The sequence below is a fragment of the Peribacillus sp. 05N428 genome, assembly GCF_056397085.1.
Map to the genome: position 1 here is coordinate 32,227 of NZ_JBFTMS010000024.1, position 22,810 is coordinate 55,036.

The 22,810-nt window shown below is 39.1% G+C and carries 17 protein-coding genes and 2 pseudogenes; 6 read left to right on the forward strand and 13 right to left on the reverse strand.

Features of this window, described 5'->3' with window-relative positions:
* The first annotated feature begins 429 nt into the window (after positions 1 to 429).
* From AC1DIV_RS19950 to AC1DIV_RS19960, 3 genes are all read left to right on the forward strand, one after another.
* Positions 430 to 1,389 carry a TRAP transporter substrate-binding protein gene (locus AC1DIV_RS19950; RefSeq protein ID WP_477577235.1) on the forward strand — a complete coding sequence of 320 codons (960 nt, stop codon included), beginning with the start codon at positions 430 to 432 and terminating at the stop codon, positions 1,387 to 1,389.
* A 326-nt stretch (positions 1,390 to 1,715) separates the two neighbouring features.
* A complete protein-coding gene (locus tag AC1DIV_RS19955; protein ID WP_477577236.1) occupies positions 1,716 to 2,387 on the forward strand; it encodes a GNAT family N-acetyltransferase in 672 nt (223 codons plus the stop codon).
* Between the two features lie 247 nt (positions 2,388 to 2,634).
* Complete coding sequence (locus AC1DIV_RS19960; protein ID WP_477577238.1) at positions 2,635 to 4,314, forward strand: PucR family transcriptional regulator; 1,680 nt, start codon at positions 2,635 to 2,637, stop codon at positions 4,312 to 4,314.
* A gap of 178 nt (positions 4,315 to 4,492) precedes the next feature.
* On the opposite strand, the gene AC1DIV_RS19965 is transcribed toward AC1DIV_RS19960, so the two are convergent.
* The gene (locus AC1DIV_RS19965) at positions 4,493 to 5,992 is read right to left on the reverse strand and encodes an MFS transporter (RefSeq protein ID WP_477577240.1); all 1,500 of its coding nucleotides are present in this window, start codon (positions 5,990 to 5,992) and stop codon (positions 4,493 to 4,495) included.
* A 174-nt stretch (positions 5,993 to 6,166) separates the two neighbouring features.
* On the opposite strand from AC1DIV_RS19965, the pseudogene AC1DIV_RS19970 reads away from it, so the two are divergent.
* A pseudogene (locus AC1DIV_RS19970) lies at positions 6,167 to 6,325 on the forward strand (transposase); the annotation flags it as partial.
* Between the two features lie 499 nt (positions 6,326 to 6,824).
* Here the strand turns inward: AC1DIV_RS19970 and AC1DIV_RS19975 are convergent.
* From AC1DIV_RS19975 to AC1DIV_RS19990, 4 genes are all read right to left on the reverse strand, one after another.
* Positions 6,825 to 7,985: a M20 metallopeptidase family protein gene (locus AC1DIV_RS19975; RefSeq protein ID WP_477577242.1), complete on the reverse strand. Its 1,161-nt coding sequence runs from the start codon at positions 7,983 to 7,985 to the stop codon at positions 6,825 to 6,827.
* Positions 7,986 to 8,140: 155 nt separating this feature from the next.
* A complete protein-coding gene (locus AC1DIV_RS19980) occupies positions 8,141 to 9,121 on the reverse strand; it encodes an electron transfer flavoprotein subunit alpha/FixB family protein (RefSeq protein WP_477577244.1) in 981 nt (326 codons plus the stop codon).
* Between the two features lie 15 nt (positions 9,122 to 9,136).
* Positions 9,137 to 9,904: an electron transfer flavoprotein subunit beta/FixA family protein gene (locus AC1DIV_RS19985; RefSeq protein ID WP_477577246.1), complete on the reverse strand. Its 768-nt coding sequence runs from the start codon at positions 9,902 to 9,904 to the stop codon at positions 9,137 to 9,139.
* 52 nt (positions 9,905 to 9,956) lie between these two features.
* On the reverse strand, positions 9,957 to 11,180 hold the full coding sequence (locus AC1DIV_RS19990; RefSeq protein ID WP_477577247.1) for an NAD(P)/FAD-dependent oxidoreductase: 1,224 nt from the start codon (positions 11,178 to 11,180) through the stop codon (positions 9,957 to 9,959).
* Positions 11,181 to 11,567: 387 nt separating this feature from the next.
* On the opposite strand from AC1DIV_RS19990, the gene AC1DIV_RS19995 reads away from it, so the two are divergent.
* The gene (locus tag AC1DIV_RS19995; protein WP_477577248.1) at positions 11,568 to 13,658 is read left to right on the forward strand and encodes a (Fe-S)-binding protein; all 2,091 of its coding nucleotides are present in this window, start codon (positions 11,568 to 11,570) and stop codon (positions 13,656 to 13,658) included.
* Positions 13,659 to 13,732: 74 nt separating this feature from the next.
* Here AC1DIV_RS19995 and AC1DIV_RS20000 read toward each other — a convergent pair.
* Positions 13,733 to 13,888 (reverse strand): annotated as a pseudogene (locus AC1DIV_RS20000) (spore germination protein); the annotation flags it as partial.
* Positions 13,889 to 15,343: 1,455 nt separating this feature from the next.
* Here AC1DIV_RS20000 and AC1DIV_RS20005 point away from each other — a divergent pair.
* Positions 15,344 to 16,306 (forward strand): D-2-hydroxyacid dehydrogenase, encoded by a 963-nt coding sequence (locus AC1DIV_RS20005; protein WP_477577250.1) that lies wholly within the window; start codon positions 15,344 to 15,346, stop codon positions 16,304 to 16,306.
* A gap of 505 nt (positions 16,307 to 16,811) precedes the next feature.
* Here the strand turns inward: AC1DIV_RS20005 and AC1DIV_RS20010 are convergent.
* The 7 genes from AC1DIV_RS20010 to AC1DIV_RS20040 all read right to left on the reverse strand — a co-directional run bounded on the left by AC1DIV_RS20010 (position 16,812) and on the right by AC1DIV_RS20040 (position 22,769).
* Positions 16,812 to 16,991, reverse strand: coding sequence for an IDEAL domain-containing protein (locus AC1DIV_RS20010; RefSeq protein ID WP_148359668.1), 180 nt, complete (start codon positions 16,989 to 16,991; stop codon positions 16,812 to 16,814).
* A gap of 872 nt (positions 16,992 to 17,863) precedes the next feature.
* On the reverse strand, positions 17,864 to 18,115 hold the full coding sequence (locus AC1DIV_RS20015) for a hypothetical protein (protein WP_477577251.1): 252 nt from the start codon (positions 18,113 to 18,115) through the stop codon (positions 17,864 to 17,866).
* Between the two features lie 411 nt (positions 18,116 to 18,526).
* Positions 18,527 to 19,006: a hypothetical protein gene (locus AC1DIV_RS20020; protein ID WP_477577253.1), complete on the reverse strand. Its 480-nt coding sequence runs from the start codon at positions 19,004 to 19,006 to the stop codon at positions 18,527 to 18,529.
* A gap of 388 nt (positions 19,007 to 19,394) precedes the next feature.
* The gene (locus tag AC1DIV_RS20025) at positions 19,395 to 20,237 is read right to left on the reverse strand and encodes a conjugal transfer protein TrbL family protein (RefSeq protein WP_477577254.1); all 843 of its coding nucleotides are present in this window, start codon (positions 20,235 to 20,237) and stop codon (positions 19,395 to 19,397) included.
* Between the two features lie 13 nt (positions 20,238 to 20,250).
* Entirely contained in the window at positions 20,251 to 20,742 is a 492-nt protein-coding gene (locus AC1DIV_RS20030; RefSeq protein ID WP_477577255.1) for a hypothetical protein, read from the reverse strand.
* Position 20,743: 1 nt separating this feature from the next.
* Positions 20,744 to 22,333 carry a VirD4-like conjugal transfer protein, CD1115 family gene (locus AC1DIV_RS20035; protein ID WP_477577257.1) on the reverse strand — a complete coding sequence of 530 codons (1,590 nt, stop codon included), beginning with the start codon at positions 22,331 to 22,333 and terminating at the stop codon, positions 20,744 to 20,746.
* A gap of 1 nt (position 22,334) precedes the next feature.
* Positions 22,335 to 22,769: a hypothetical protein gene (locus AC1DIV_RS20040; RefSeq protein ID WP_477577259.1), complete on the reverse strand. Its 435-nt coding sequence runs from the start codon at positions 22,767 to 22,769 to the stop codon at positions 22,335 to 22,337.
* Positions 22,770 to 22,810 lie beyond the last annotated feature (41 nt).

Here is a 22,810-nt window from a genome sequence, read left to right on the forward strand (position 1 = left end):
ATGAGGTAAAGCATATATCAATTCCCCCCCACTTAAATTCTAACGAATTTTGAAGTGGCAATACTAACGGCTTACCCCTTTTACCTTCGAGTGGTGTCACATCATGGACGGATTGACATCAACCCTACTAAAAGGGTCATGCCCAAGTTGCAACCGTTACGCAACGGCTAAGTATTAAATTTCTTCCACATCCACTAGACATGAGAATACGTTCAATGTTTTACGCGACCAACGATATTCCTAGTAGCAACCTCATACATTAAGTTGTCAAAGAGCAAAAGAGTGCCTTTAGCGAAGAATCGCCCAACGGTTTTCTCTTAACCAAACTATACCACGAAAGGAGGAAGCACGGGAGTGTTTACCTCCTCCACTTAGAACTGGGCTACGCCCTGCACGTTCTTGAAGTCGGGGTATCCTGTGCGACTTTAGATGAAAAAATTTTATGGATTTGGTCCTGACAATACACCTCGCGGTCATGCAACCAAAGCATTTATAGAGTATGTGGAAAAAGAGTCTAACGGGCTAATGAAAATAGAGTCCTTCCCAAATGAAGCATATGGCACTGAACATGAAATGATTGAAGCGGTACAGACGGGGGAGCTCGATATGCAAATCGTTGGCGCAAACATGTTAGCGTATACGATTCCCCAGTTTGCCGCACTTTCACTGCCGTTCCTGACACAAAGCATCGATGAAGGACTAGCTGTGTTAGATGGTCCAGTTGGGAATCGCTTGAAAGAGCTTGCCGAAGAGCACGGCTTCAAAGTGCTGGGCGATGTTGCTCTCGGTTATGCGCAAGTAACAAATAACGTCCGTCCGATCAATAGCCCTAATGATTTGATAGGTGTAAAAATGAGAGCCCCCGATGAAGTCAGTTTTATCGAAACGTTCAAATCCCTCGGAGCGTCCGTATCAACCATGGGGTATGAGGAAATCTATAACGACCTTGCCCAAGGTGCCATCGACGGACAATTCAATCCATTATCCAACATTTTCGACCTGAATTTAGACGATGTCCAAGACTATTTGGCCATGACAAACCACGCCTTCTACGTTGCATTCATTATCATGAACAAGGAGGTGTTTGACTACCTTGATCCTGTGCTGCAGCAAATCATGCTAGAGGCGGGAAATAAGGGAAGAGATGCTGCGCGCAAGCATGTTGGCGACAAAGAGGAAGAGTTGCGGGTCAAAGCCAAAACGATTTTTAAGGACATAACGAATCCTGAAATGAAGCCTTTCCAAGAAGCGGTTCGACCTATTTACATAAAAATGGAAGAAGTGATGGGTGCTGAAATCATCAACGATATCCAACAATTGTTGAAAGATTACCGGAGCAAAAAGGAAGCACCTTTTCATCTCAAAAATGCACAATCAATCATCGAATAATTATGACAATTTGCAGAATGACCAACTAAACCTCCTAGGCCTAATACCAGCGAAGCTACTATAGACCGCAATAATTAATTTACTGAATACCAAATGCTTATTTTACAAGGGAATTAGGTAACCAGTTATATCAAAAACGATGATTTTCGTGAAGCTTTTAACCGTGAGCTGAAGGCTTTAATAGATTCGGGAGACCTTCTTTAAATTCTTCAGGCATTCGCATTTACAGCACAAGAGCTTCCTGAAGACGTTACCGCCGAAGAGATATGCAATTGATCACGATTCATGTTTAAAGCTGATGAACCACTAAGGAGGGTCAACCATGGATGGAGTATGTTAGGGTTACTAATATTGGCGACCCACTATTTGGCAGTTTGTATAAGTTAATGCACAAAGTATTGCCTCCTGAAGAGGTATTGGACTTCCAGGTTTGGAAAGAACCATTAGAGGATCCGAAGGTCCGTGTCTTTGTAGCTTTTCATGATGGTAAGGTGGTTGGAGCCACTGAATACCGCTATCACGAAGAGTTAAATGTGGCGATGACTGACTTTACAATTATTGGACATGAAGAGTTTGGGGTCGGGAGGTTTCTCGACCAGCAACGAAATCAGGATCTCCAGGCAGTAGCTGCTTCTTATGGTAATCAATTGTTTGGGATGTTTGCTGAAGTATATAATCCATATCGTGTAGAGCACTTGTTATTTGGAACGATCATTTCAATGGATCCGTTTGTCAGGCGTGAAGTATTTTCCCACCTCGGGTATCGCCGTCTAGATCTCCCCTATGTACTGCCATCATGGAAAAATGACGGGGAGGAAGTTATCAGTTTGGATCTATGCCTTAAAAGTTCAGATGAGAGGATCAATTCGATTCCCTCCGAACTGGTTAAAGATTTCCTTGTCACGCATTATGCTGTTCTAACCAATAAGCCTGATACGTGGTATCAAATGATAGAGAAGTTAAAATCAACGGATAAGATTGCCCTCCTTCCTTTTTAACACATTTATGAAAAAGCACATCTACTCATTCCCGAGTAGTGTGCTTTTATTTTTGTCCAGTAATATATACTTGCGTATAATTGATATCAATCATATATTTTGTATGAAAACGATCCATTGTGTTTCAATAACTTGTCTAATTGATATTTGTAAACGCTACCATTATAATTTAATTATTACGGATAATCCGAGTTGTCGAAAAAAGTCGATTAGATTTCGATATTTCGTCAACAAACTGGAGGTAATCATGAAGTTTACAATGAAGTGTGTACTGGATAGTGCCATTCTAGAACCTGCCAAAGTACGAACAGCTGCACATAAACTTGAAAATATTCCGGTTAAATGGATATCTGTAATGGAGTACCCGGTTGAAAACTATATTCGAAAAAATGAATTCGTATTGAGTACGGCTATTGGCTGTCATGAGAATATAGTTGTATTCCAAAACTTCGTCCGGGATGTTATCGAATCCGGGGCCGCAGCAATGGCTATTGCATTAGGCCGATATGTGGAGGAAATACCGGAAGAAGTGCTGCAGATAGCTGAGGAGCATGATTTTCCTATTATTGAACTGCCTTGGGGTATTCGCTTTTCCGATATTACCCAAACTGTACTGAGTAAACTAAACCGTTGGCAGAAAAGGACGGTTGACTGTTCAGAAGAACTCCAAAAAGAACTGCTCCATTTGTTTCTAACGGATGGAACCTTATCACAAGCTGCGGATATTATTGAGGAAAAAACCGGACTGTCGGCAGCTATTGTTGATACTGACGGAATCTTGAAAGGCAGAAGCAAAAACGCTGACTCATTATCTGCCAAATGGGAAGAATATGTACAATCCGTTTCACATTTGGAACTTTGGAATCCGGAAAATTACCTTTCCAAAGACATTGGCTGGATCTATTTGAAGAACTCCATCATTCAAGTGAATATTCGAACAACCAATAAGATTAATGGATTCCTTCTTTTGGAACAGCCATCTGAAAAGATGCTTGATTCGCTTTTCACCAATGGGGAAGAATATATGCTGGAATATGCAGCAACAGCCACATCGCTATGGTTTCAAAGGGAAACGACCATCAAAGAAACCGAATTGAGATTAAGGGATGATTTTGTCTGGAGCCTAGCCAAGGGAGAATATGACTCCTGGGATCATATTCTGTCAAGGGCAAAATCCTTAAACTATAATGTAAATCTTCCGTATGTATGTATCCATGGTTCCGCTGAGAATCTGGAAAGCCTCTTTGAGAAAACAGAAGCGGATAAAGCAACATACGAACAATGGTTACAGGTAACGATCCATGCTATCGAGGAACAGGTCATTCTTTCAGGGAAATCTATCCATCGGAAAGTGATGGCGACCTATCAGCGGGAACGTTTAATAGTTTTTTTGGAAGCTCCCTTAAATCAGGTGAAGGATACGTTTAATCTCTTTCTTGACAATGTAGAAAGCAGACTGAAAAAGCGATTCCCGGGTCTTATTATGTCGTGGGGAATTGGAGAGAATCACGCTGGAATTCAAACCTTCCACGATAGTTTTAATGATGCAAGGATTGCGCTGGATATAGGCCGCCGCCAAATTGGCCTAGGGTATCGGCATACTTACTCCAATACTGGCATTTTAAGGATTTTGGTAACAATTTCCAATAATCCTGACGTATTCGCAGTAATTTTATCGACCATTGGACAATTAATCGATTATGATAACCAGCGGGGGGGAGATCTCATCCATACACTTACCTTCTATATACGTAATCAAGGCAATGTAAGTCAAACCGCTCGAACCCTCCATATACATAGACATACTTTATTATACCGGCTGAAGAAGATTGAAACCCTTACGGGGCGTTCCCTTATGAATCCGGACGACCTGTTTTTACTCGACCTCAGCATAAAACTTTGGACGATTAGTCATAATCAAGAGTAAGAATCTTAATCTAAAAATATTGTGCAGTATTTAAAAATGGTTACATTTTATACATGATTGATGTTGCCTTAATTGAGGCACTGCCAACTTTTTGGAAATTTTGTACGCTAAGTAAATATCAAAATAAAGAAGTCGTTTTCCTGTACGATAAGGAATCGACTTCTTTATTTTACCCCCATTATTTAATTGATACACCCCGATTATGGCCTAGACTATTATTTTTCCCCTCGTCTATTTCCATATTCAATTCCTCTTTCCACCAAAGAGCTTCTTCTGGATTTTTCAAGATTTCATCAATTTCGTTTGGATCCTCAACAGCCGGCATGGATCCACGTAACGATCTACCGGCTGTTTCTTTGACAAAAAAGCCAACGATGATGAGTCCGAAAAGACAAGAAGCCATTAAGTAATAAGCCGGAATCATATTATTGTTGGTGATACTTACCATCCAAGCAACAACAAGAGGGGTTGTCCCTCCGAATAAGGAGGTTGAAATATTGTATGTGATCGCAAGTGATCCAAACCGTACGTTCGTAAAAAATAAAGACGGCAGCGTTGCTGGAAGTGTACCCTGTAAACAAGCAAGCTGACTACCAAGGAGAAGTAGCCCCAAAAAGACAATAAAATCATTACCAGTTTTCATCATCATAATTGCTGGTATACTGAGTAAAATGTTACCAATTAGAGCTCCTTTTATAATACGGGTGCGACTACGAATACGATCACTTAAATATCCCATCCCTAAAATGATAGGAATCATGAGAACCATTAGGAGAAGGACCAAAAATAATCCTTCGGTTTCACCATAGCCAAGTTCTTCGGATAGATAAGATGGCATATATGTAAGTACCGTATAGTTCGTCGTGTTATAAAAGAGAACAATTCCTATACAAATCAAAAATGGTTTCCAATGGTGAGTTAAAATTTCTTTAAGAGAAGCACGGTGTTTTTCCTCTTTTTCTGCTTTCGCCATAGCCTTGAAAGCAGGTGTTTCTTCTAAGTGAGAACGAAAGTAAAAGCCGATAAATCCTAAAGGACCAGCAATCAAAAATGGAATTCTCCATCCCCATTCAACCATCTTGTTAGGACCGAGGAGGTATGACAATAAAGTGACTAAACCAGCACCTGCAATAAAACCGACGAGCGACCCAACTTCTAAACCACTCGCTAAAAAACCACGTTTTTTATCTGGCGTTGATTCGGCAATAAAAGTCATTGCACCTGCATACTCTCCTCCAGTTGAAAATCCTTGAATTAACCTAGCAATAAGTAACAAAATAGGAGCAGCAATACCGATAGTAGCATAGCTTGGAATAAGACCGATACTTAATGTGGATCCAGCCATCATGATTAATGTTAAAGCCAAGATATTCTTACGCCCGATTCGATCTCCCATCATACCAAAAACATAACCACCTATCGGACGAGCAATAAATGCAATTGCAAAAGTTGCAAAAGCATAGATCAATTGAAAGGAAGGATCAATTTCTGGAAAAAAAACTTTACCAATTGTAATAGCTAAATATGCATAGAGACCAAAGTCAAACCATTCCATGGCGTTACCCAGCGAGGTAGCAAAAACGGATTGTTTAGCAATCTTCGTATCTACGATATTAACATCCTCTTTTTTCAACTTTTTATCAGATCCTCCGAAAATGTTTTTTGATTTATAGTCCATAATTTCCTCCTATAAAATATATTGATATATCAAAGGTTATAGGGTTGTCAAAAACATAGATAAATCCAATTTCTTTTTTGGACACATGTTTCTCCTGTCTCTGAGCCGTCTTTACTGAAACAATCATAGACGCACAGGAGTGGTAGAGATGAAAAAACTAGCACGAGTACTGGCTTACACTCCTTGTTCCTGCCGCCTTACTCGCCTAATCTAAATCTGATGGAACGAATCTGGAAGTGGCTCAAAGAGGGTGTGCTGTCAAATCGGTATTATCAGGACCGCTCGGATATAAGAGCCGGAATTGAATCATTTTTACAGTATCTTTTGGAATGAACAGGTAATAGGCCGAGTACAGAATGTTTATATGTCCTTTTTTAAACTTGGATTTATATATTTTCCGACACGCTTGTAAACATGATTTTTTTGGAAGATTTAACTATGAATATGGAGGTATCATGAGGTAGAGCCTGGTTAGTCTTTTAGTCATTGACATACTTTGATTATCAGATTAACATTTTAATATCTGATTTACGTTTGCATCATCCCCCATGGAAAATATTCAAATTTGGAATTCCTTTTAGACCACGCTAATGTGTATCAAGTAAAGAGGGAAACATAAAATTTTAAAAATTAAATTCAACACCTTATTTTGATAGCGCTTTCAAACTGGATATAGTTTAAATTATAAAAATAATTTATTGAAAATACATCTATTAATATGTATGAATTTTCGGATAGATAATTATACAATTTGATAGATAGAGAAATTTGTGATTTTGTAGTGTGAGGGATATCGGTTGATACCCCATTCATAGACAGCGTACAGCTACGGTTACCCCAAATATTTTAAGGTTAACTGATAAAACCATTCTGCGGCAAGAGGCAACACACTTTCATCAATCTGAAAGCGGGGATGGTGATGCGGATACAAAGGTTGGTCCGGATCCCCTGCTCCAACAAAACAAAAAGCACCCGGAATTTCTTTTAGATAATAAGAAAAGTCCTCGCCAACCATATTCGGTTTCATTGTTCTTGTATTTTCGACTCCGAACACCTCTCTTGCCACATCAACCATGAAGTCAACTTCTCTATCATGGTTTACCACTGCGGGATACCCTCGTTGATAATTTATATTAATCGTTGCCCCATAAATTTTAGCCAACCCGTCTGTTAATGATTGCAGATCCCTTTGTAGCGTTTCCCTAACTTCAGGAGTAAAACTTCGTGCTGTTCCTTCTAATACAGCCTTGTTTGCAATGATGTTAAAAGCCGTACCGGATTTAAGTTCCCCGAAAGTAATTACGCCAGATTCTAGGGGATTGATGTTACGGCTGATAATGTGCTGAGCGGACATGACAAGGTGTGATGCTATCACAATAGAATCTATCGCTTTATGGGGCATCCCTCCATGTCCGCCTTTTCCCTCTATTTCAATAGTGAAACGGTCTGTTGCAGCCATCATGGGGCCGTTACACGTCTGGAACGTCCCCGAAGGCAATTCAGACCAGAGGTGCAAACCAAACACAGCTTCTACACCTTGTAAGGCTCCCTCCTGAATCATCCCCCAGGCACCACCGGGATTTAATTCTTCTGCAGGCTGAAAAATAAACCGCACATTTCCTTTTAACTTGTCCTTTTGCGAAGTTAATAATTTAACGGCCCCCATTAAAATCGCAGTATGACCGTCATGGCCGCACGCATGCATGACACCAGGAACCTCCGAAGCAAAAGGCAATCCCGTTTCTTCTTGAATCGGCAAGGCATCCATATCGGCTCGTAAAGCGATGGTCGGCCCTTTCTCAGCACCTATTAAATCTGCAACAACACCATACCCGTTTACATTCTCTTTTACCTGCAAACCGCAAATTTTCAAAAAATCTGCAACTATTTTTGACGTTCTTTTTTCCTCAAAGGAAAGTTCAGGGTGTTGATGAAAGTCCCGACGCCACTCTATTATTTCTTCCGATATCGTTTTACTGGCTTCTTTTATCATTGTTCTAACACCATCTTCTCAATTTATTTTAATAACTGCTAGAGGAATAAAAAGGATTCAAACTCTTTTTTGTCAGTCCTTCGAACGGCTATAAGTACATATGATCAGCACAAAACAGTAATAGGGAAGCAAATAATTAAATTTTGTCATTATATTTAGTTTGTCACAGCTTGTTTCTCAGCAAGTACTTTCTTAAATTCTTCGGTTAATAAAGGCACGACTTCAAATAAATCACCGACGATACCGTAATCGGCAACGTGAAAAATATTCGCTTCCGGGTCCTTATTGATCGCTACGATCACTTTTGAACTGGACATTCCCGCCAGATGCTGGATCGCCCCGGAAATGCCGCACGCGATATATAAATCTGGTGTCACCACTTTCCCGGTTTGACCGATTTGTAAGGAGTAGTCACAATACTCGGCATCGCAGGCAGCTCTTGACGCGCCTACTGCCCCCCCAAGAACGGCTGCCAACTCTTGCAACGGTATGAATCCTTCAGAGCTTTTTACTCCTCGTCCGCCGGAAACAATTACTTTCGCCTCTGAAAGATCCACTTTGCCGGCTGCTTTTTTTACAACTTCTTTTACCACTGTTCGCAAATCTTTGATCTCGACCGGCAATTTGATCGTTTCACCAGCAACCGCATTTTCTACGGCTTCGATATTGTTTGGACGAATCGTTGCCATTACAAGACCCTCGGTAATTTTTTTCTTTTGAAACGCTTTTCCGGAATAAATCGGTCTTGTGAAGACAACACCGTCCCCCGTTTGAACATCTGTGCAGTCCGATATTAATCCAGCGTTTAACCGTGTAGCTACACGAGGAAAAACGTCTTTTCCGATGGAAGTATGTCCGGTTAATACAACCTGTGGCTGCACTTCATCAATTACTTTTAACAACGCTTGCTTATATCCGTCCGGCGTATATTGGTTCAATTCTTCATTGTCCACAACATACACCTTCTGTGCTCCATATTTGGCGATTTCTTTACTATACTTTTCCCCATCACTTCCAAAAATGCACGCAGTGATTTCCCCGTCGCTTGCAATGCGCCCTGCAACGGTTAAAACTTCAAAGGACACGTTTCTCAGTTTTCCATTTTTGGCTTCGGCTAGTACAAGTACTTTCGTCATCACGATATTCCTCCTTTAAACAATTTTAGCTTCATCATCTAGTATATGAACTAATTCTTCAACCTGAGCTGGTAGTCCACCTTCAAGAATACGTCCCATTGCCTTTGCCGGAGGCAAATAGTGGTCTACTGCCTTCGATTTTGATTGAAGATCATCCTCAGTTACATTCAAATCCTCGATAGCTAACCGTTCCAATGGTTTCTTTTTCGCTTTCATGATCCCCGGTAATGACGGGTAGCGTGGCTCATTCAAGCCTTGTTGCGCTGTCACTAGAATCGGCAGGGTCGATTCTATGATTTCCAAATCGCCTTCCGCATCCCTTTCTGCCTTAACGGATTCCCCGTTAATCTCAAGCTTCGTAATTGTGGCGACATGAGGAATCTCCAATTCTTCAGCAATACGTGGCCCTACCTGGCTAGCTCCATTATCAACTGACATATTCCCGCCAAGGATAATATCATATTTTCTGTTCTTGATCGCAGCTGTCAATACTTTTGCAATACTATATTCATCCAACGGTTGATCTTCATTTTCAATAAGAACAGCCTTATCTGCCCCCATAGCCAAGGCTGTACGAAGGGCACTTTCTGCTTCCGGCGGTCCGACGGTAATAACCGTAACCTCACCGCCATGCTCTTCCTTTAACTTGACAGCTTCCTCCACCGCATATTCATCGTACGGATTCATAATCGACTCCACATTGTCTTTCACAATCTGACCGTTTTCTATAGTTATTTTTTCTTCAGTATCGAATGTTTGCTTCATAATGACTACCATATTCATGATCGAAAACCTCCTTTTTTTACTTGTGTATCAACACATAGTCTATAAAAGATTAAACATGACTATTAACTGTTGTTGTGTATGGGTGTGTCGGCTTGAGTAAATCATTTTCTTCAAAACGGGTCAATCGGAAAGGTGCAAGTTCAATGCCTTCTTGCTTGCTTTCCCCTTCCAAAACTAAGTCTGCTGTTAATTTCCCAACGCATGGTGTGATTTTGAATCCATGTCCACTGAACCCGGTGCATAGGTAAGCGCCTTCGATAGGTGTGCCACAAATAAAAGGAATCCCATCAGGTGTAATTTCATAAGCGGCAGAGTAGCTGGCTAACAACTTGGCATTATCCAAGGATGGGAAACAATTAATAAATTTCATAATCGCCTTTTCAATCGACTTTTCCGTTGCGTGCTTAGGATATTTATCAGCATCGTAATCGGCCGGATCGATATAATGCGGATCGGCGTGATCGGCATTCCCTAATAAAAGGTGACCGCTGCTTACTTCGGGTTTAATATACTGGTCATGCATGAAATCTCCGAAAGAAGGAACGTTTTTCTTAGATCCGCCTGGAGAAATGTAGATAAGCTGGGCGCGCTGTCCTTTGATTGGTACGTCTACTCCAACATTCTTCATTAAGTGATGTGCCCCTACTCCTGCAGCTACAATGACACGAGGTGTAGCTATAATGTGATTATCCGTAGTCTCGACACCTACAATCGCACTGCCGTCTTCGCTGGTGATGATTCTCTTAACGCCACAATGTTGTTTGATTGTAACGCCCAAGGCCCGGGCTGCATCGGCATATGCTTGATTCGTGAGGACCGGGTCACCATACCCTCCTTGGGGTTCAAAGGCAAATGCTCCAAAATGATCCGTATCCAATTCAGGCCAGATTTCCTTTACTTCCTCCATGGTTACTAAACCCGTATTGACACCGTTTCTCTTTTGCATTTCTACATTTTTTTTCAAGTTTTCAATATTTACGTGATCGACCCCAAACAAATATCCAACGGGTTGATACCCGACATTGCTACCCAAAATCTCGTTCGAATGTTGAAACGTTTCCAAACTTTGCACTGCCATCCGCGTGAGAAGTTCATAGCTGTAATGTCCGCGTAAAACACCGCTCGATTGACCGGTTGCCCCCGAGCCAATCGCATTTTTCTCTAAAACTACTATGTTTTTAACATTTCTTTTAGCTAGTTCGTATGCGGTGCTTGCGCCCATTAATCCCGCACCGATTATGACAACATCAGCCGTTTGTGGTAAATTACTCATTTTTTATCCGCCTCCTTTTTATGAATTGCAGGATTTTGAAGAATAACTATTTGAAATCCTTAGAGTCATCATATCGCTAAGATTGGGGAGAGGTCATTGGACATTTTGTTGGAACTATATTTAAAGAAGTACGACATTTTGGATAAAGTGAAATGGTAGAGGGGGAACCCATCGTTTGTATGATAAACTTGTACAATTTTTCGTCATACAGTTCCAACAATCTGTGGGATGACCGAAGCAAACCTTGTAGGTAAGATGTTTTTAAGGACCAAAAAAAATCAATAATCGACACTTGAAAACATATGCTCTGGCATAGCTGCACTTTTTATCTTTGATAAAAATGCAGAGGTTCATAGTTTGTATTCATCAGGAAAGGAGTTTTTTATTATGGTAGGTTTACTGAATTTCATAGCTTTTCTTGTCGTGACGGGGTATGCAGTTTATTTGTTTGCCCAACTCTTATACAGCCGGTATTTGTTTGTAAAGCTTGGTAAGAAAAAGGCTTTTGAACCGAACCTCAAAGAACGAATCAATACTGTGTTAGTTAATGTGTTCGGCCAGCGCAAATTGTTTAAAGACAAGAAAAGCGGTCTTATGCATTTGGTATTGTTTTATGGCTTTTTTATTATCCAAATAGGACTCATAGAAATCATCATAAAAGGGTTTGTTAAAGGGTATGAATTTCCTATTGGTGATGGGCATAAATATTTTAGTCTTCTGCAGGAGTGGGCGACATTCCTTATGCTGTTGGCGGTCGTATATGGATTCTTCCGTCGCTATGGGGAAAAGTTAAAGCGATTGCAATGGAAGCGTGATCGCAAAGCTGCTTTTGTCTATATCGCTTTATGTACTCTGACCTTATCAATCTTGCTTACATTAGGATTCGAAGCGATTATGTTAGATCATCAACCGAATCTGGCTTACGCCCCGTTTTCTGGTGCTATTGCGTTAGTGTTTTCCGGCATAGGATCAACGATAGGGACTGTACTATTCTATATATTTTGGTGGGTGCACCTGCTGACCGTGTTATCATTCATGGTGTTCGTACCGCAGTCGAAGCAATTGCATGAGTTATTCGCAATGATCAACATCTTTTTCAAGAAAGTCGGCCCTGTTGGAAAATTGAGAAAGATTGATTTCGAGGATGAAGAAGCTGAGGAATTCGGTGTCGGGAAAATAGAGAATTTTACCCAGCAGCAGCTGATCGATCTATACGCATGCGCTGAATGTGGACGATGCACGAATATGTGCCCCGCTTCAGGAACCGGGAAGACGTTATCCCCGATGGATGTTATAGTTAAGATGAGGGATCATTTGACAGAAAAAGGAGCTGCCGTTACCTCCCGTAGTCCTTGGATGCCCGGTTTTGTTTTTGGATCTTCTGCATTATTTCCTTCATTAATGACTGAATCGGCTGGTCAGGAAACTGCGTCAACAGTTGAAATGCCTAATTTGATTGGTGATGTGATTACCGAGGAGGAATTATGGTCTTGTACGACATGCCGGAATTGTGAAGACCAATGTCCTGTGGCTAACGAACATGTGGATAAAATAATTGATATGAGACGCTATTTAGTCTTGACCGAAGGCAATATGCCTAACGAAGCTACACGTTATTTTCAAAACATCGAACGCCAGAGCAACCCATGGGGAATTAACCGCAAGGAGCGGATCAAGTGGCTTGAAGGATGCGAGGACATTGTCGTGCCGACCGTAAACGAAGTTGACGATTTTGAATATCTATTTTTTGTAGGATCGATGGGCTCTTTCGACAAGCGCAGCCAGAAGATTGCCCAATCCTTTGCAAAAATCCTTAAATTTGCCGGGGTGAATTTTGCCATTCTAGGAAATGAAGAACGGAATTCAGGCGATACGGCTCGAAGAATGGGGAATGAGTTTCTCTTCCAGCAGCTGTGCCAGGAGAACATTGCTAACTTCCAAGCTTACAATGTCAAGAAGATCGTCACGATTTGCCCGCATACGTACAATACGTTCAAAAACGAGTATCCAGAATTCGGATTGGAAGCGGAAGTGTATCATCATACGGAACTGATTTGGAACTTGATTCAGGAAGGCCGGATTAAACCGGAAAAAGAAGTGGAAGAAGCAATAGCTTATCATGACTCCTGCTATTTGGGCAGATACAACAACATCTATGACATTCCGCGAAAAATCCTGAAATCAATCCCTGGTGTAGAAGTATTAGAAATGGAGCGAAATCGCGAAGACTCCATGTGTTGCGGAGCCGGAGGGGGAATGATGTGGATAGAGGAAACGCAAGGAAAACGGATCAATATCGAGCGCACTGAGCAGGCTCTTCGACTGAATCCGACGATAATCGGAAGCAACTGTCCTTACTGCTTAACGATGATCAATGATGGGACGAAGGCGAAAGAAATGGAGGACCAGGTTAAAACGTTGGATATTACCGAAATTGTAGAAAAATCATTATGTGGTTCTGGTGCAAAAACCATTTGATAGAGATACAGAACCTAAATGGTTTGTTCAATTCCAAATTATAATGCAATTCCAAACAACTTATGTATGAATCCAATATGAAGCACAGCTACTCTTGTTTTGGATAACTTCCCAACAATAATTTCTTCAAGAGCAAGTTCTACAATTGGAAGCCGTTTTCGGATTAAATATAAATTCATATCAAGTGACTCGACTAGTGCTTCTTTCGGACCGACAACACTGAACTCTACCTATGGCAGTATAACTTGCCTCGAAGTGTTATTTGCTGCTTTTTAAAGATGAATATCTTTTCAATTTGATTTTAAGATATGGGGATTATTAACGAATTGAAGGATTTTATGCGGGGAAAATCAAGATTATATAGTTGAAACTTCGGATAAAATTAGTGGCCAATTGTAATTTTCAATAAATTCATTACTGTGCTTTTATCGAATAAAAAAGAATCATAAAAGAGAGTAGTATTGTCTACTACTCTCTCGTTTAGAACCCTCGTCCATTAAATATTTATTCACCCTATAGATCTTGTTAATTAGCGATTTCTCCCTTATCTGACCTTTAGAACGAGAAACTCTAGCATCCATTTTTTTGATTTAAGGAACTTTTGTAAGTAAAATCCAATTAAATCAAAAAGTCCATTTGTTACCAAGCAGGGCGAGGCAGATACCGGAAGTGTAGATAAATCTCTTTGAAAATTTAACACTCCTAATCATGTTTGCACGCACTAAAAAAACACATAGAATGGAGCTACCTTATACGTTTCATTAACACTAACTTGGTTCATATATAATTAACCATATTAAGGCATTTTAAGTTTTTATAACTTTTCTCTAAAAAAATCTAAGTGAAAAAGCCACCATTAAATGGCAGCTTAATCTAAAAACAATGTATCCTATATAGATATATGGGTATATGAGAATAAAATATGGATAGTAAATTATGTTGAATTATGTCTACCTTAACATTTGTATGTTTTTAATAAACCACTACTACATTACTACTACAAACAATATGGATTTTTGGGTGCCCAAGTTGTAGTAGACTACAGGGTCTGTTATGAGTCATTTATTACTAACAATATGACTTCAAATTCTAATAAATTTTTATTGAAGCAACTCCCCTAAAAACCCCTACTATATAAGGGATTATATATATATCCGATTCCTAGTATTCATAAGAACCTATTCAAACATACACCAACTTAATTAAATAGTACGAACAAATGATTTCGCAAATAAAAATCTTTTCATCACTGATTACAATCTCATAATGATAACTTGTGGTTGTAACGAACTTAGTTCGACTGGAATGGGAAATAAGCGAAGGGTCGGGATAGCTCCCTTCACTGTTACATCTTTGAAGACTTGCCTTAGTTCAGGAAAGACGATATCCAAAGAGTAGTTTAATTTATAAGGAGAAAACGGTCTTTTTAAACCTATTCACTACGTGAAAACCGAAAGAGGTCCTTATAAATTAATTCAGAAGTAATACCGTTACAAATACTAGCTTAATCGCAGCTTTCACCCATTAAGTATCTCTTTGTAAATAGGTTTATACTAAAAGTAACAAACTTGTTAGTTTTAGTATAAATTGGATTTTTGTGGTAAGTTATTAAAGTAAGATTAAAAGTTAATGTCTTTGGTAGAATAATTTATACTATATTAAAAAAATCAATAAGGAGAGAGTCAATGGGTGGTACACACAAACCAAACATTCTTGTATTTAGTCCTATTCAGACAGAGGTTGAAGCTTATGCTGATTGTATCCGCAATAATGGGTTTATATCGGTGAAGGAAGCGAAAACTTTGGGGGAAGCAGAAAAATATTTACCAGGTACTGAAGTTATTTTGGGATGGAATTTCCCTACACAATTACTATGTAAACCAATGGCCTCATCTGTTCGCTGGTTTCAGTCAATGGGAGCCGGAGTCAATGATTTGATTGCAGACAAATCGATACCTAAAAACATTACATTAACTCGAATTATTGACCAATTTGGTGCTTACATCTCTGAATATGTATTTTCGTTTCTCTTGGACATAGTGAAAGACGGTCCTCGGATGAAACAATCGCAATTGGAGCGGAGGTGGGATCCTTTCATTTCTGAAACCCTAAAGGGGAAAACAATCGGGGTGGCTGGACTTGGATCGATTGGCGCTGAACTTGTACGTAAAGCTCGAGCATTTGATATGAATGTGCATGGATTAAGCTTTAGTGGAAAACAAGCAACACTCGTGGATCTCCACTTTACTCCAGATCAATGGGGTGAATTTGTAAAAGATCTAGATTATTTGATCCTAACCCTTCCTTTAACGGATTCCACTTATCATATCATTAACAAGGACCTTCTTTTAGCGATGAAATCCAACGCTTACCTTATCAACGTTGGCCGTGGAGCATTGATAGATGAAGGGGATTTAATATCTGTCATGCGAGCAGGACATCTTCAGGGAGCAGTCCTCGATGTATTTGAGACAGAACCGTTGCCAAAAGAACATGTCTTCTGGTCAATGCCGAATGTGTTTGTCACTTCTCATCTATCAGGACCAAGTACGATTAACGAAGTGAGCAACTTTTTTATTGAAAATTTAAGGAGATATTTAAGCGAACAACCGTTAAATGGATTGGTAGATCGGAACCGAGGGTATTAAACCATATAATAATTGTTGTTATTTGCTTTCAATGAGATATTTATTGAGACAGCCGCATTTTTCTACAGAGGAATGCGGCTTTCAAACTGAAAGTAAATAATAAATAGTTTTAGTTTTACTGGAAGTACTTTCTATAGCCTGTAGACAAATTAAGATATAGGTGGTTGCAATTTTTATATTCTAACGAGGTTTATGGTAAAATATCAAAACATAGATCATCACTTTTGATAGCGTTTTTAGGCTATCCATAAAGAAAGCCCTGAATTTTTAGTAAAGGTCCAAGGTAATTATATTGAATGTTAAAACAATGCTTCCTTACACAACAGTCATTAGGTTTAATTTTCTTATTTATTCTTATAGATGGAAGCATTGAATCTACTTGAGGTCCTCCAAGCATTCTAAGACCACTTAAAATAAAAAATGAATCAGGAAATTAAACAGCATTACCTGATCCATTATTTCTTAAGTTAGGAGTTATCTTTTTTTATTAAGTTCTGTTTGCATTTTATGTTGTCCGTTTTAATTCATTTGTTAACCGGATAAATTCTACCTTATTACGGTTTTTCAATGAGTCATCGATTTGTTTTTCAATTTGGGCTTTCCTGTAATCGGCAAGGGCTCTTTTTAGTACCATTCCAGCGGTCACTTCAGGTTCCAGTAGCGTTTCAGGCAATTGCTTTTCCATAAGAAACCAACTCCTTTACCTTTTTTCTATTATACTGAGCATCTTGAGGATTATTATTATTTTGTAAAGAACTGTCTTGCTCCTTTTTCTATTTTCATCGAAATTATCACAAAGGGCAAAAGATTCTTAAAAGGATAGTTGTGAAACTATCCTTTTTGTGCCTGATTTTTTTGACCGCTTATCAAAAGTAATCCTCAAAGTTCAATAAAATGGCCTTCATAGCTTGGCTTGAGATTCCCTTTTCTTTACCATGAACAATCACCAGTAAATCCTCGACCTTCAACTCTTCATCTAGTATGGGGAAATGTCATGCAGGAATACCTCACCCGGTAAATCTCCGCCTCCTTTTTCGAAGGGTGATCTCTGCTCGTTTTTCTTCTGAGGTCACCTCGATTTTGAAACTACGAGCTTCCTTTACCATGGAGTGAACTGAACCCTTAAAGTTAGACAGGTTATATCGTTTTGTTTGGCTGCTATACGTCCCCAAGAAAATAGTGAACTTTACAGAAGCTTTGCTACGTATTTTTACAGCCGGGAAACATCCCTCGCAAACCAGGCAACATAAGTCTTTCCCTCTGTCAGAGCAATTCTCTCTTATCGATTAAATTATTTTTTTAAAAAATCACATCTCCAATAAAGGAAGTTACACCAAAATAGACCCTTTGGGAGCCAAAGGGTCTATCGTTTTTCACTTTTATTGTTTATGTATGATTTTATTCAATTTAAAAAGGATATTTTCTCTAAGCCCTCTTCTGGTATCGGCCCCGCCTACGCCAGATACTATGACAGCCACACATGCCATCCAACCCATTTTTATTATAACAGAAAGCGCTTACATTTCCAAGGATTACTAGAAAACATTTTTAGAAATCTTACTCTACCATATGGTGTTGCTTGGTTGTTCCTCTTAGTAGTTTCTCAGCTTCAATTATACGGGGACCCTTATCATGTATGTATTCAAGTGAGATCCCCCTTCTTAATGCTGATTGTTCCATTAATCTAATTTCATGATACATGGCATCAGACAAGATTCCCTTTTCAATGTTCTTATTTATTTCAAAATAAAACCCAGCTAATAAATCTAACGGTAATTTATCGTAAAGGGAACATTTTTCTTTCACCATAAATCACCTCCTAATAAGACCATACAAAAAAATACTATAGATTGAAAGATTTTTCCAAGAGTAAAAACATAATTGGGGTAGCATAAGCAAATGTGGATTTACAACGTTTAGTAAGTTTTAATGGTCTCAATGAATCTGCGGAAAGTTCAGGTTACGCCCGGGCCGATATTTTTCCAGTGGCTTCCCTATGATATCTGGTGGTAACCAGTTATATTCAAGATTGATCATTCGTTCATACCCATTTTGATTAATCATTAGAACACCGTCATTGATTGACTCTATAATTGCTTTCCACTAGCCTATGCTGTTTTCACTAATTGAAGCTATGTTTTTATTTGATTGCTCTTTCAAGGAATAAACTCCCTTCACCCTATATACTATTGTTAACCCAAAATCACCTCTTCATTTAGTTCATTTTTCAGCTTTTTTCGCCTGGATCATTTCTTTGATTTTCTCTCTAAATTTCTCATTCGTAAAAATATCCTGTGTGTTTGTTAAGTGTCGCTTGGCATGTCTAGAGAAGTTAGTCGCTGCCAACCACTGACCACAATATGGACATGGAAGCTGTGCGTCTACTTGCCATTGTGTCGTTACGAATCTATTTGTATTTGTATGACTTCTTTTTGCAACCTTATTGACTACATCTGTATTCACACTGACTACATCATCATTCATTTTGTATTCGTCCGTGATTGCTTGTTCTCCAGATACCCTTTCATTCCCTGCCATTTCACGTTCTACCAGGAGACAAACCGCTTCACTGATAGATAAATTCAGTTCGTCACAGTAACCTTTGAAATCACCGTACAAGCTTTCTGGAATGCGTGCGGTTAATACCTCGGTCTTTTCTCTTCTTCTCCGATTACGTGCAAATTGTTCCAAGTATGTCATGCAATTCCCTCCTAAATCATCTTATTGACTTATTCTGTATTCATCACCATACTTCCTTCAACTCATTCTGTATACAATTCGAATCATAATCAAATCACTTTGAAACATTTGTTTTGAATCACCTTGTATACTTGCATTTTAGATTGAAATATATATTCTATCGAGGTTATTTCTAAAATAATTTTCAAGCAAACTAGAGCAACAAGATAAATTTTTCTCCTGGAATCTATGATGATTGTTCTTTTTAACGCTCCTATCGAGTAGTTTTTTGGTTCAACTTACTTATGTATTCCAGAACTAGGGCGATGCAATGTTGAATAAGAGAATATGTAATTCAACACCTTTATTCTGAGTGCAAAATAAAAACGACAATTAAGTCGCCTTTTCTCTATCTTTTTAATAAAAATCTTCTAGCTGCTAGTTTTGTTGTCCCTCCCATAGCACCCATCATGCCCCTTCCAGAACCAGATGAATACCACATGTTTCTAAGAACCGAAGGACTCTTTATCAGAAGAATACAGCATCCCATGAGTAATAGAAAATTAAGAAATGTAAGGTTCTCATTGATTAATATACTTAAAGCTATTACAAATAAAAAGATTTTGGAAAGAATCGTAACGATCAGACTTAGTAATTCACGCCACCAAACTCCTAAATATTCATTGTCATCCGCAATAACCGACACACATGCCAAAGGGCTTAATAAATATAGGAACATCACGTCCGCGTGGAAAATGGCTACTGAAAATAGGAATGCAATAAACGCTATGGCAAAGACAGCTAATAATATAAGAAGTGCTGCCCCTTGGAAATGAAGTGCCTCAAAGTTGTTTGGCGCTAACATGTTTTCTATTTTTTCCTTACTAACCTTACTTCCTTCCCCAATCATCCAGTTTCCCATATTATAAGCAACTTCTTCTAATAATATTTTCTGAACAAAAGGCATCGCTGGAATCAGTAGGGCGCTTTTTAACGTATTTACAATCACAGGTCCGTACGCAACGGAATCTCCTGCCGCATTCCTTGACATAACCTCTATAATTTTATATAAAATGATCGTTACAGCTATTGTTGAGGTTAGGGCAAGCAAAAGATTATTGACCGATGAAAGGAACTCTACTTCAGCGTTTTGCTTCAGTAACAGATCATTACACATTAAAAGTGCCCATTCAATAAAATCCTCTAGCATTCCCTGAATGGCTTCTACAATCTTTTCCTTAAAATCAAACAAATTGACTCACCTCTTATTCAGGATCTTGAACGGCTACGATTTTCCAAACTTCTTCCTGTTTATCTAAGGTGATTAATTTGTGATCAAAACCACTGCGCTCTATATCAAAAGTGAATATTTTCTTTTCTTGGTCAAGTGAAACATCTTTCATTTCTGTATTATGTGTAAATAATATATTAGATTTTGTTTCTCCATTACTAAGATCGTCAGCTTTATTAAGCGTCAAAAGATAAAGTAACCTCTTTTGATCCTCGTTTGATAAATCTTTTGAGATAGCAGCAATATTTTTTTCTTTTAACTTCTTCCAAGCGATTATATTTGCTTCATCCCTTGTTTTTGCTTCAGCCACCTTCTCTTGGTCCTCAAATGAAGTTAACACACTGTTTATCACTGATGTCGCCTTTTCTTGCTCTACCTTCCGATCAAAGCTTTCACCGCCTCCATTACAAGCAGCCAGTAATAGAAGTAAAATAAATGATGGTATAAATAAAGGTACTTTTTTCAACTTAAGATCCCCCTTTTTTTGATGGATTGGTACTAGAAGTAGCATTCATTTGAGAAAAGAAGCTCATGGCCAGTTCCTCTTGTCTTTCAGCCTCTTTTTCAGCTTTTACGACCTGTTTCTCATACATTTCAACGTCCGCTTTTTCTAATGTTTCTTGCCGTTCCGTTGATCTAAAATACTCATCATATTCCTCTCTTTTCCCTTCAAGCCAATCCAACACCTCTTGAGATGGTTTATTCTGATAACTTAATTGGCTTACACGTAATGAGCTCGTTACATTTGGAAACAGGACATATTGATAGGCTTTTTTAACCCTTGTTGGGTGTTTTCCAGTGATGATTACGATAGCGTCATCTTTATGCATCGTTAAAATTTCATCAACATTCATCAAGTTGCGTGCTGAATAAGAAAAGCTTGAGGAAGAAGACGAACTGGATGATTGTCCTTTTGATTTTGAAATTGAACCAGTTTCCATTTTTGCGGTGGTTTTCCCCATTAACCCTGAAAAGTATTTAGCGGTCGTTTCATTGACATTCCCTAAACAGATTTTTGTTCCACAGTTCCCTAAAATGGATTCTGCTTGTTCCCGGCCATACTTCTCTTGCAATTGAGTGATGCTTTGAACGATGGTAAGTACGCCAATGCCGTAGCCCCGGCAGGTTGACAAGAATTTTTCATAGTCGGGAAACTTCCCTAAGTTCGGAAATTCATCCAAAATAAAAATCACTGGTTGAGGCAGCTTTGCTCTGTTTTGAGCCCCTACTTTATATAACTCCTGAAACATTTGGTTAAAAAATAAATTAATTAACCCTTCCCATGTAGAATCCATAACGGGAATAATCACATATAAGGCCATTTTCCTTTTTCCCACATCGCCTAAAAAGAAGTCGGAAAAGCTTGTAAATTGAGAGACCGAACTTGAAGTAAAGTCACCTATCGTCGTAAGTAAAGAAATAATAATATTCGCTCGCGTTTTTTCTTGGGATTTTTTAAATCCTAACTCATAAGCCCTTCTAGCTGGATGTGATTTGTCCATTCTTAAAAACTGTCCATCTAGCTCACTTGCTCCATCTTTACTTGCTTCCGGGTCAAATTCCTGTAAAAAATCTAACAAACCCTTCATGTTACGTTGTTCGGGTGGTAATTCATGAATGGCGTATAAGATAAGTGCCTTTAACAAACTAAATTGGGCATTGTACCAAAAATCTTTCCGCTTCGGGTCATTTTTAGAAGCGATAATGGCATTCGCCACCGTGGAAGCCTGTACTTCCTCTCTAACGTAATCGAAGGGATTATATCGATCTGAGTATCCCATTTCTGAAAAATTCACCACATGGACTTCATAGCCTTGTCTACGTTTGACTTCGGAAGTTAGTTCATAGACCTCGCCTTTTGGATCCGTTACCACTAAGGAACATTCTTTCTCATGTAACACATTGGGCACAACATACCCTTGCGTTTTGGATGAACCAGGGCCCCCAACTACAAAGTGGTTTCGGTTTGGAAGATTCGAATCCGTTGGCTGCACAATCACTGAATGGTTTAAAACGCCTGCTATGATCCCATTATTTTTCATATAATCGGAAGCCACGTCATTTCTCCCCTTTCGAATCTAGCATACTCGCATCAAGATCCTGCATAAGCTGTTTGGCTGGAACCTCAACCGTCTCACCATACGTAAATATTTCGTGCTTTTGAGCAAATCTACTTGAACCATGAACTCCGTATTTATCCGCTAATTCATATTTACCCTTGCCGCCATTCGTAAAAAAGACCATAAAGACGGCTAATACGATTACAGCGGCACTACCCATGAGGAAAGGTGGATTCTTCTTTTCAATCATGCTGGTGGATGTTCCAATAGGGTTCATGAGGTTTTCAATGACAAAGGCCATTAACGGGGCACCAGATATGTTGCCTTGATGTGCCGCAAGAAACGGAAGGATCCCCGCTATGTTGATCACAATCAGTTCAAATATGGCTAATAAAAAGGCCATTAACAACAGGCGTATTCCCATCACTTTCAAAAAAATCCACTCCTTTTTGATTACTTTCAATCTCTGTAAAT

Excerpts from the sequence above, each read along its gene's own strand:
- AC1DIV_RS19950 (WP_477577235.1), top strand. The coding sequence starts at position 430 with ATGAAAAAATTTTATGGATTTGGTCCTGACAATACACCTCGCGGTCAT.
- AC1DIV_RS19955 (WP_477577236.1), top strand. The coding sequence starts at position 1,716 with ATGGAGTATGTTAGGGTTACTAATATTGGCGACCCACTATTTGGCAGT.
- AC1DIV_RS19960 (WP_477577238.1), top strand. The coding sequence starts at position 2,635 with ATGAAGTTTACAATGAAGTGTGTACTGGATAGTGCCATTCTAGAACCT.
- AC1DIV_RS19965 (WP_477577240.1), bottom strand. The coding sequence starts at position 5,992 with ATGGACTATAAATCAAAAAACATTTTCGGAGGATCTGATAAAAAGTTG.
- AC1DIV_RS19975 (WP_477577242.1), bottom strand. The coding sequence starts at position 7,985 with ATGATAAAAGAAGCCAGTAAAACGATATCGGAAGAAATAATAGAGTGG.
- AC1DIV_RS19980 (WP_477577244.1), bottom strand. The coding sequence starts at position 9,121 with ATGACGAAAGTACTTGTACTAGCCGAAGCCAAAAATGGAAAACTGAGA.
- AC1DIV_RS19985 (WP_477577246.1), bottom strand. The coding sequence starts at position 9,904 with ATGAATATGGTAGTCATTATGAAGCAAACATTCGATACTGAAGAAAAA.
- AC1DIV_RS19990 (WP_477577247.1), bottom strand. The coding sequence starts at position 11,180 with ATGAGTAATTTACCACAAACGGCTGATGTTGTCATAATCGGTGCGGGA.
- AC1DIV_RS19995 (WP_477577248.1), top strand. The coding sequence starts at position 11,568 with ATGGTAGGTTTACTGAATTTCATAGCTTTTCTTGTCGTGACGGGGTAT.
- AC1DIV_RS20005 (WP_477577250.1), top strand. The coding sequence starts at position 15,344 with ATGGGTGGTACACACAAACCAAACATTCTTGTATTTAGTCCTATTCAG.
- AC1DIV_RS20010 (WP_148359668.1), bottom strand. The coding sequence starts at position 16,991 with ATGGAAAAGCAATTGCCTGAAACGCTACTGGAACCTGAAGTGACCGCT.
- AC1DIV_RS20015 (WP_477577251.1), bottom strand. The coding sequence starts at position 18,115 with ATGGTGAAAGAAAAATGTTCCCTTTACGATAAATTACCGTTAGATTTA.
- AC1DIV_RS20020 (WP_477577253.1), bottom strand. The coding sequence starts at position 19,006 with ATGACATACTTGGAACAATTTGCACGTAATCGGAGAAGAAGAGAAAAG.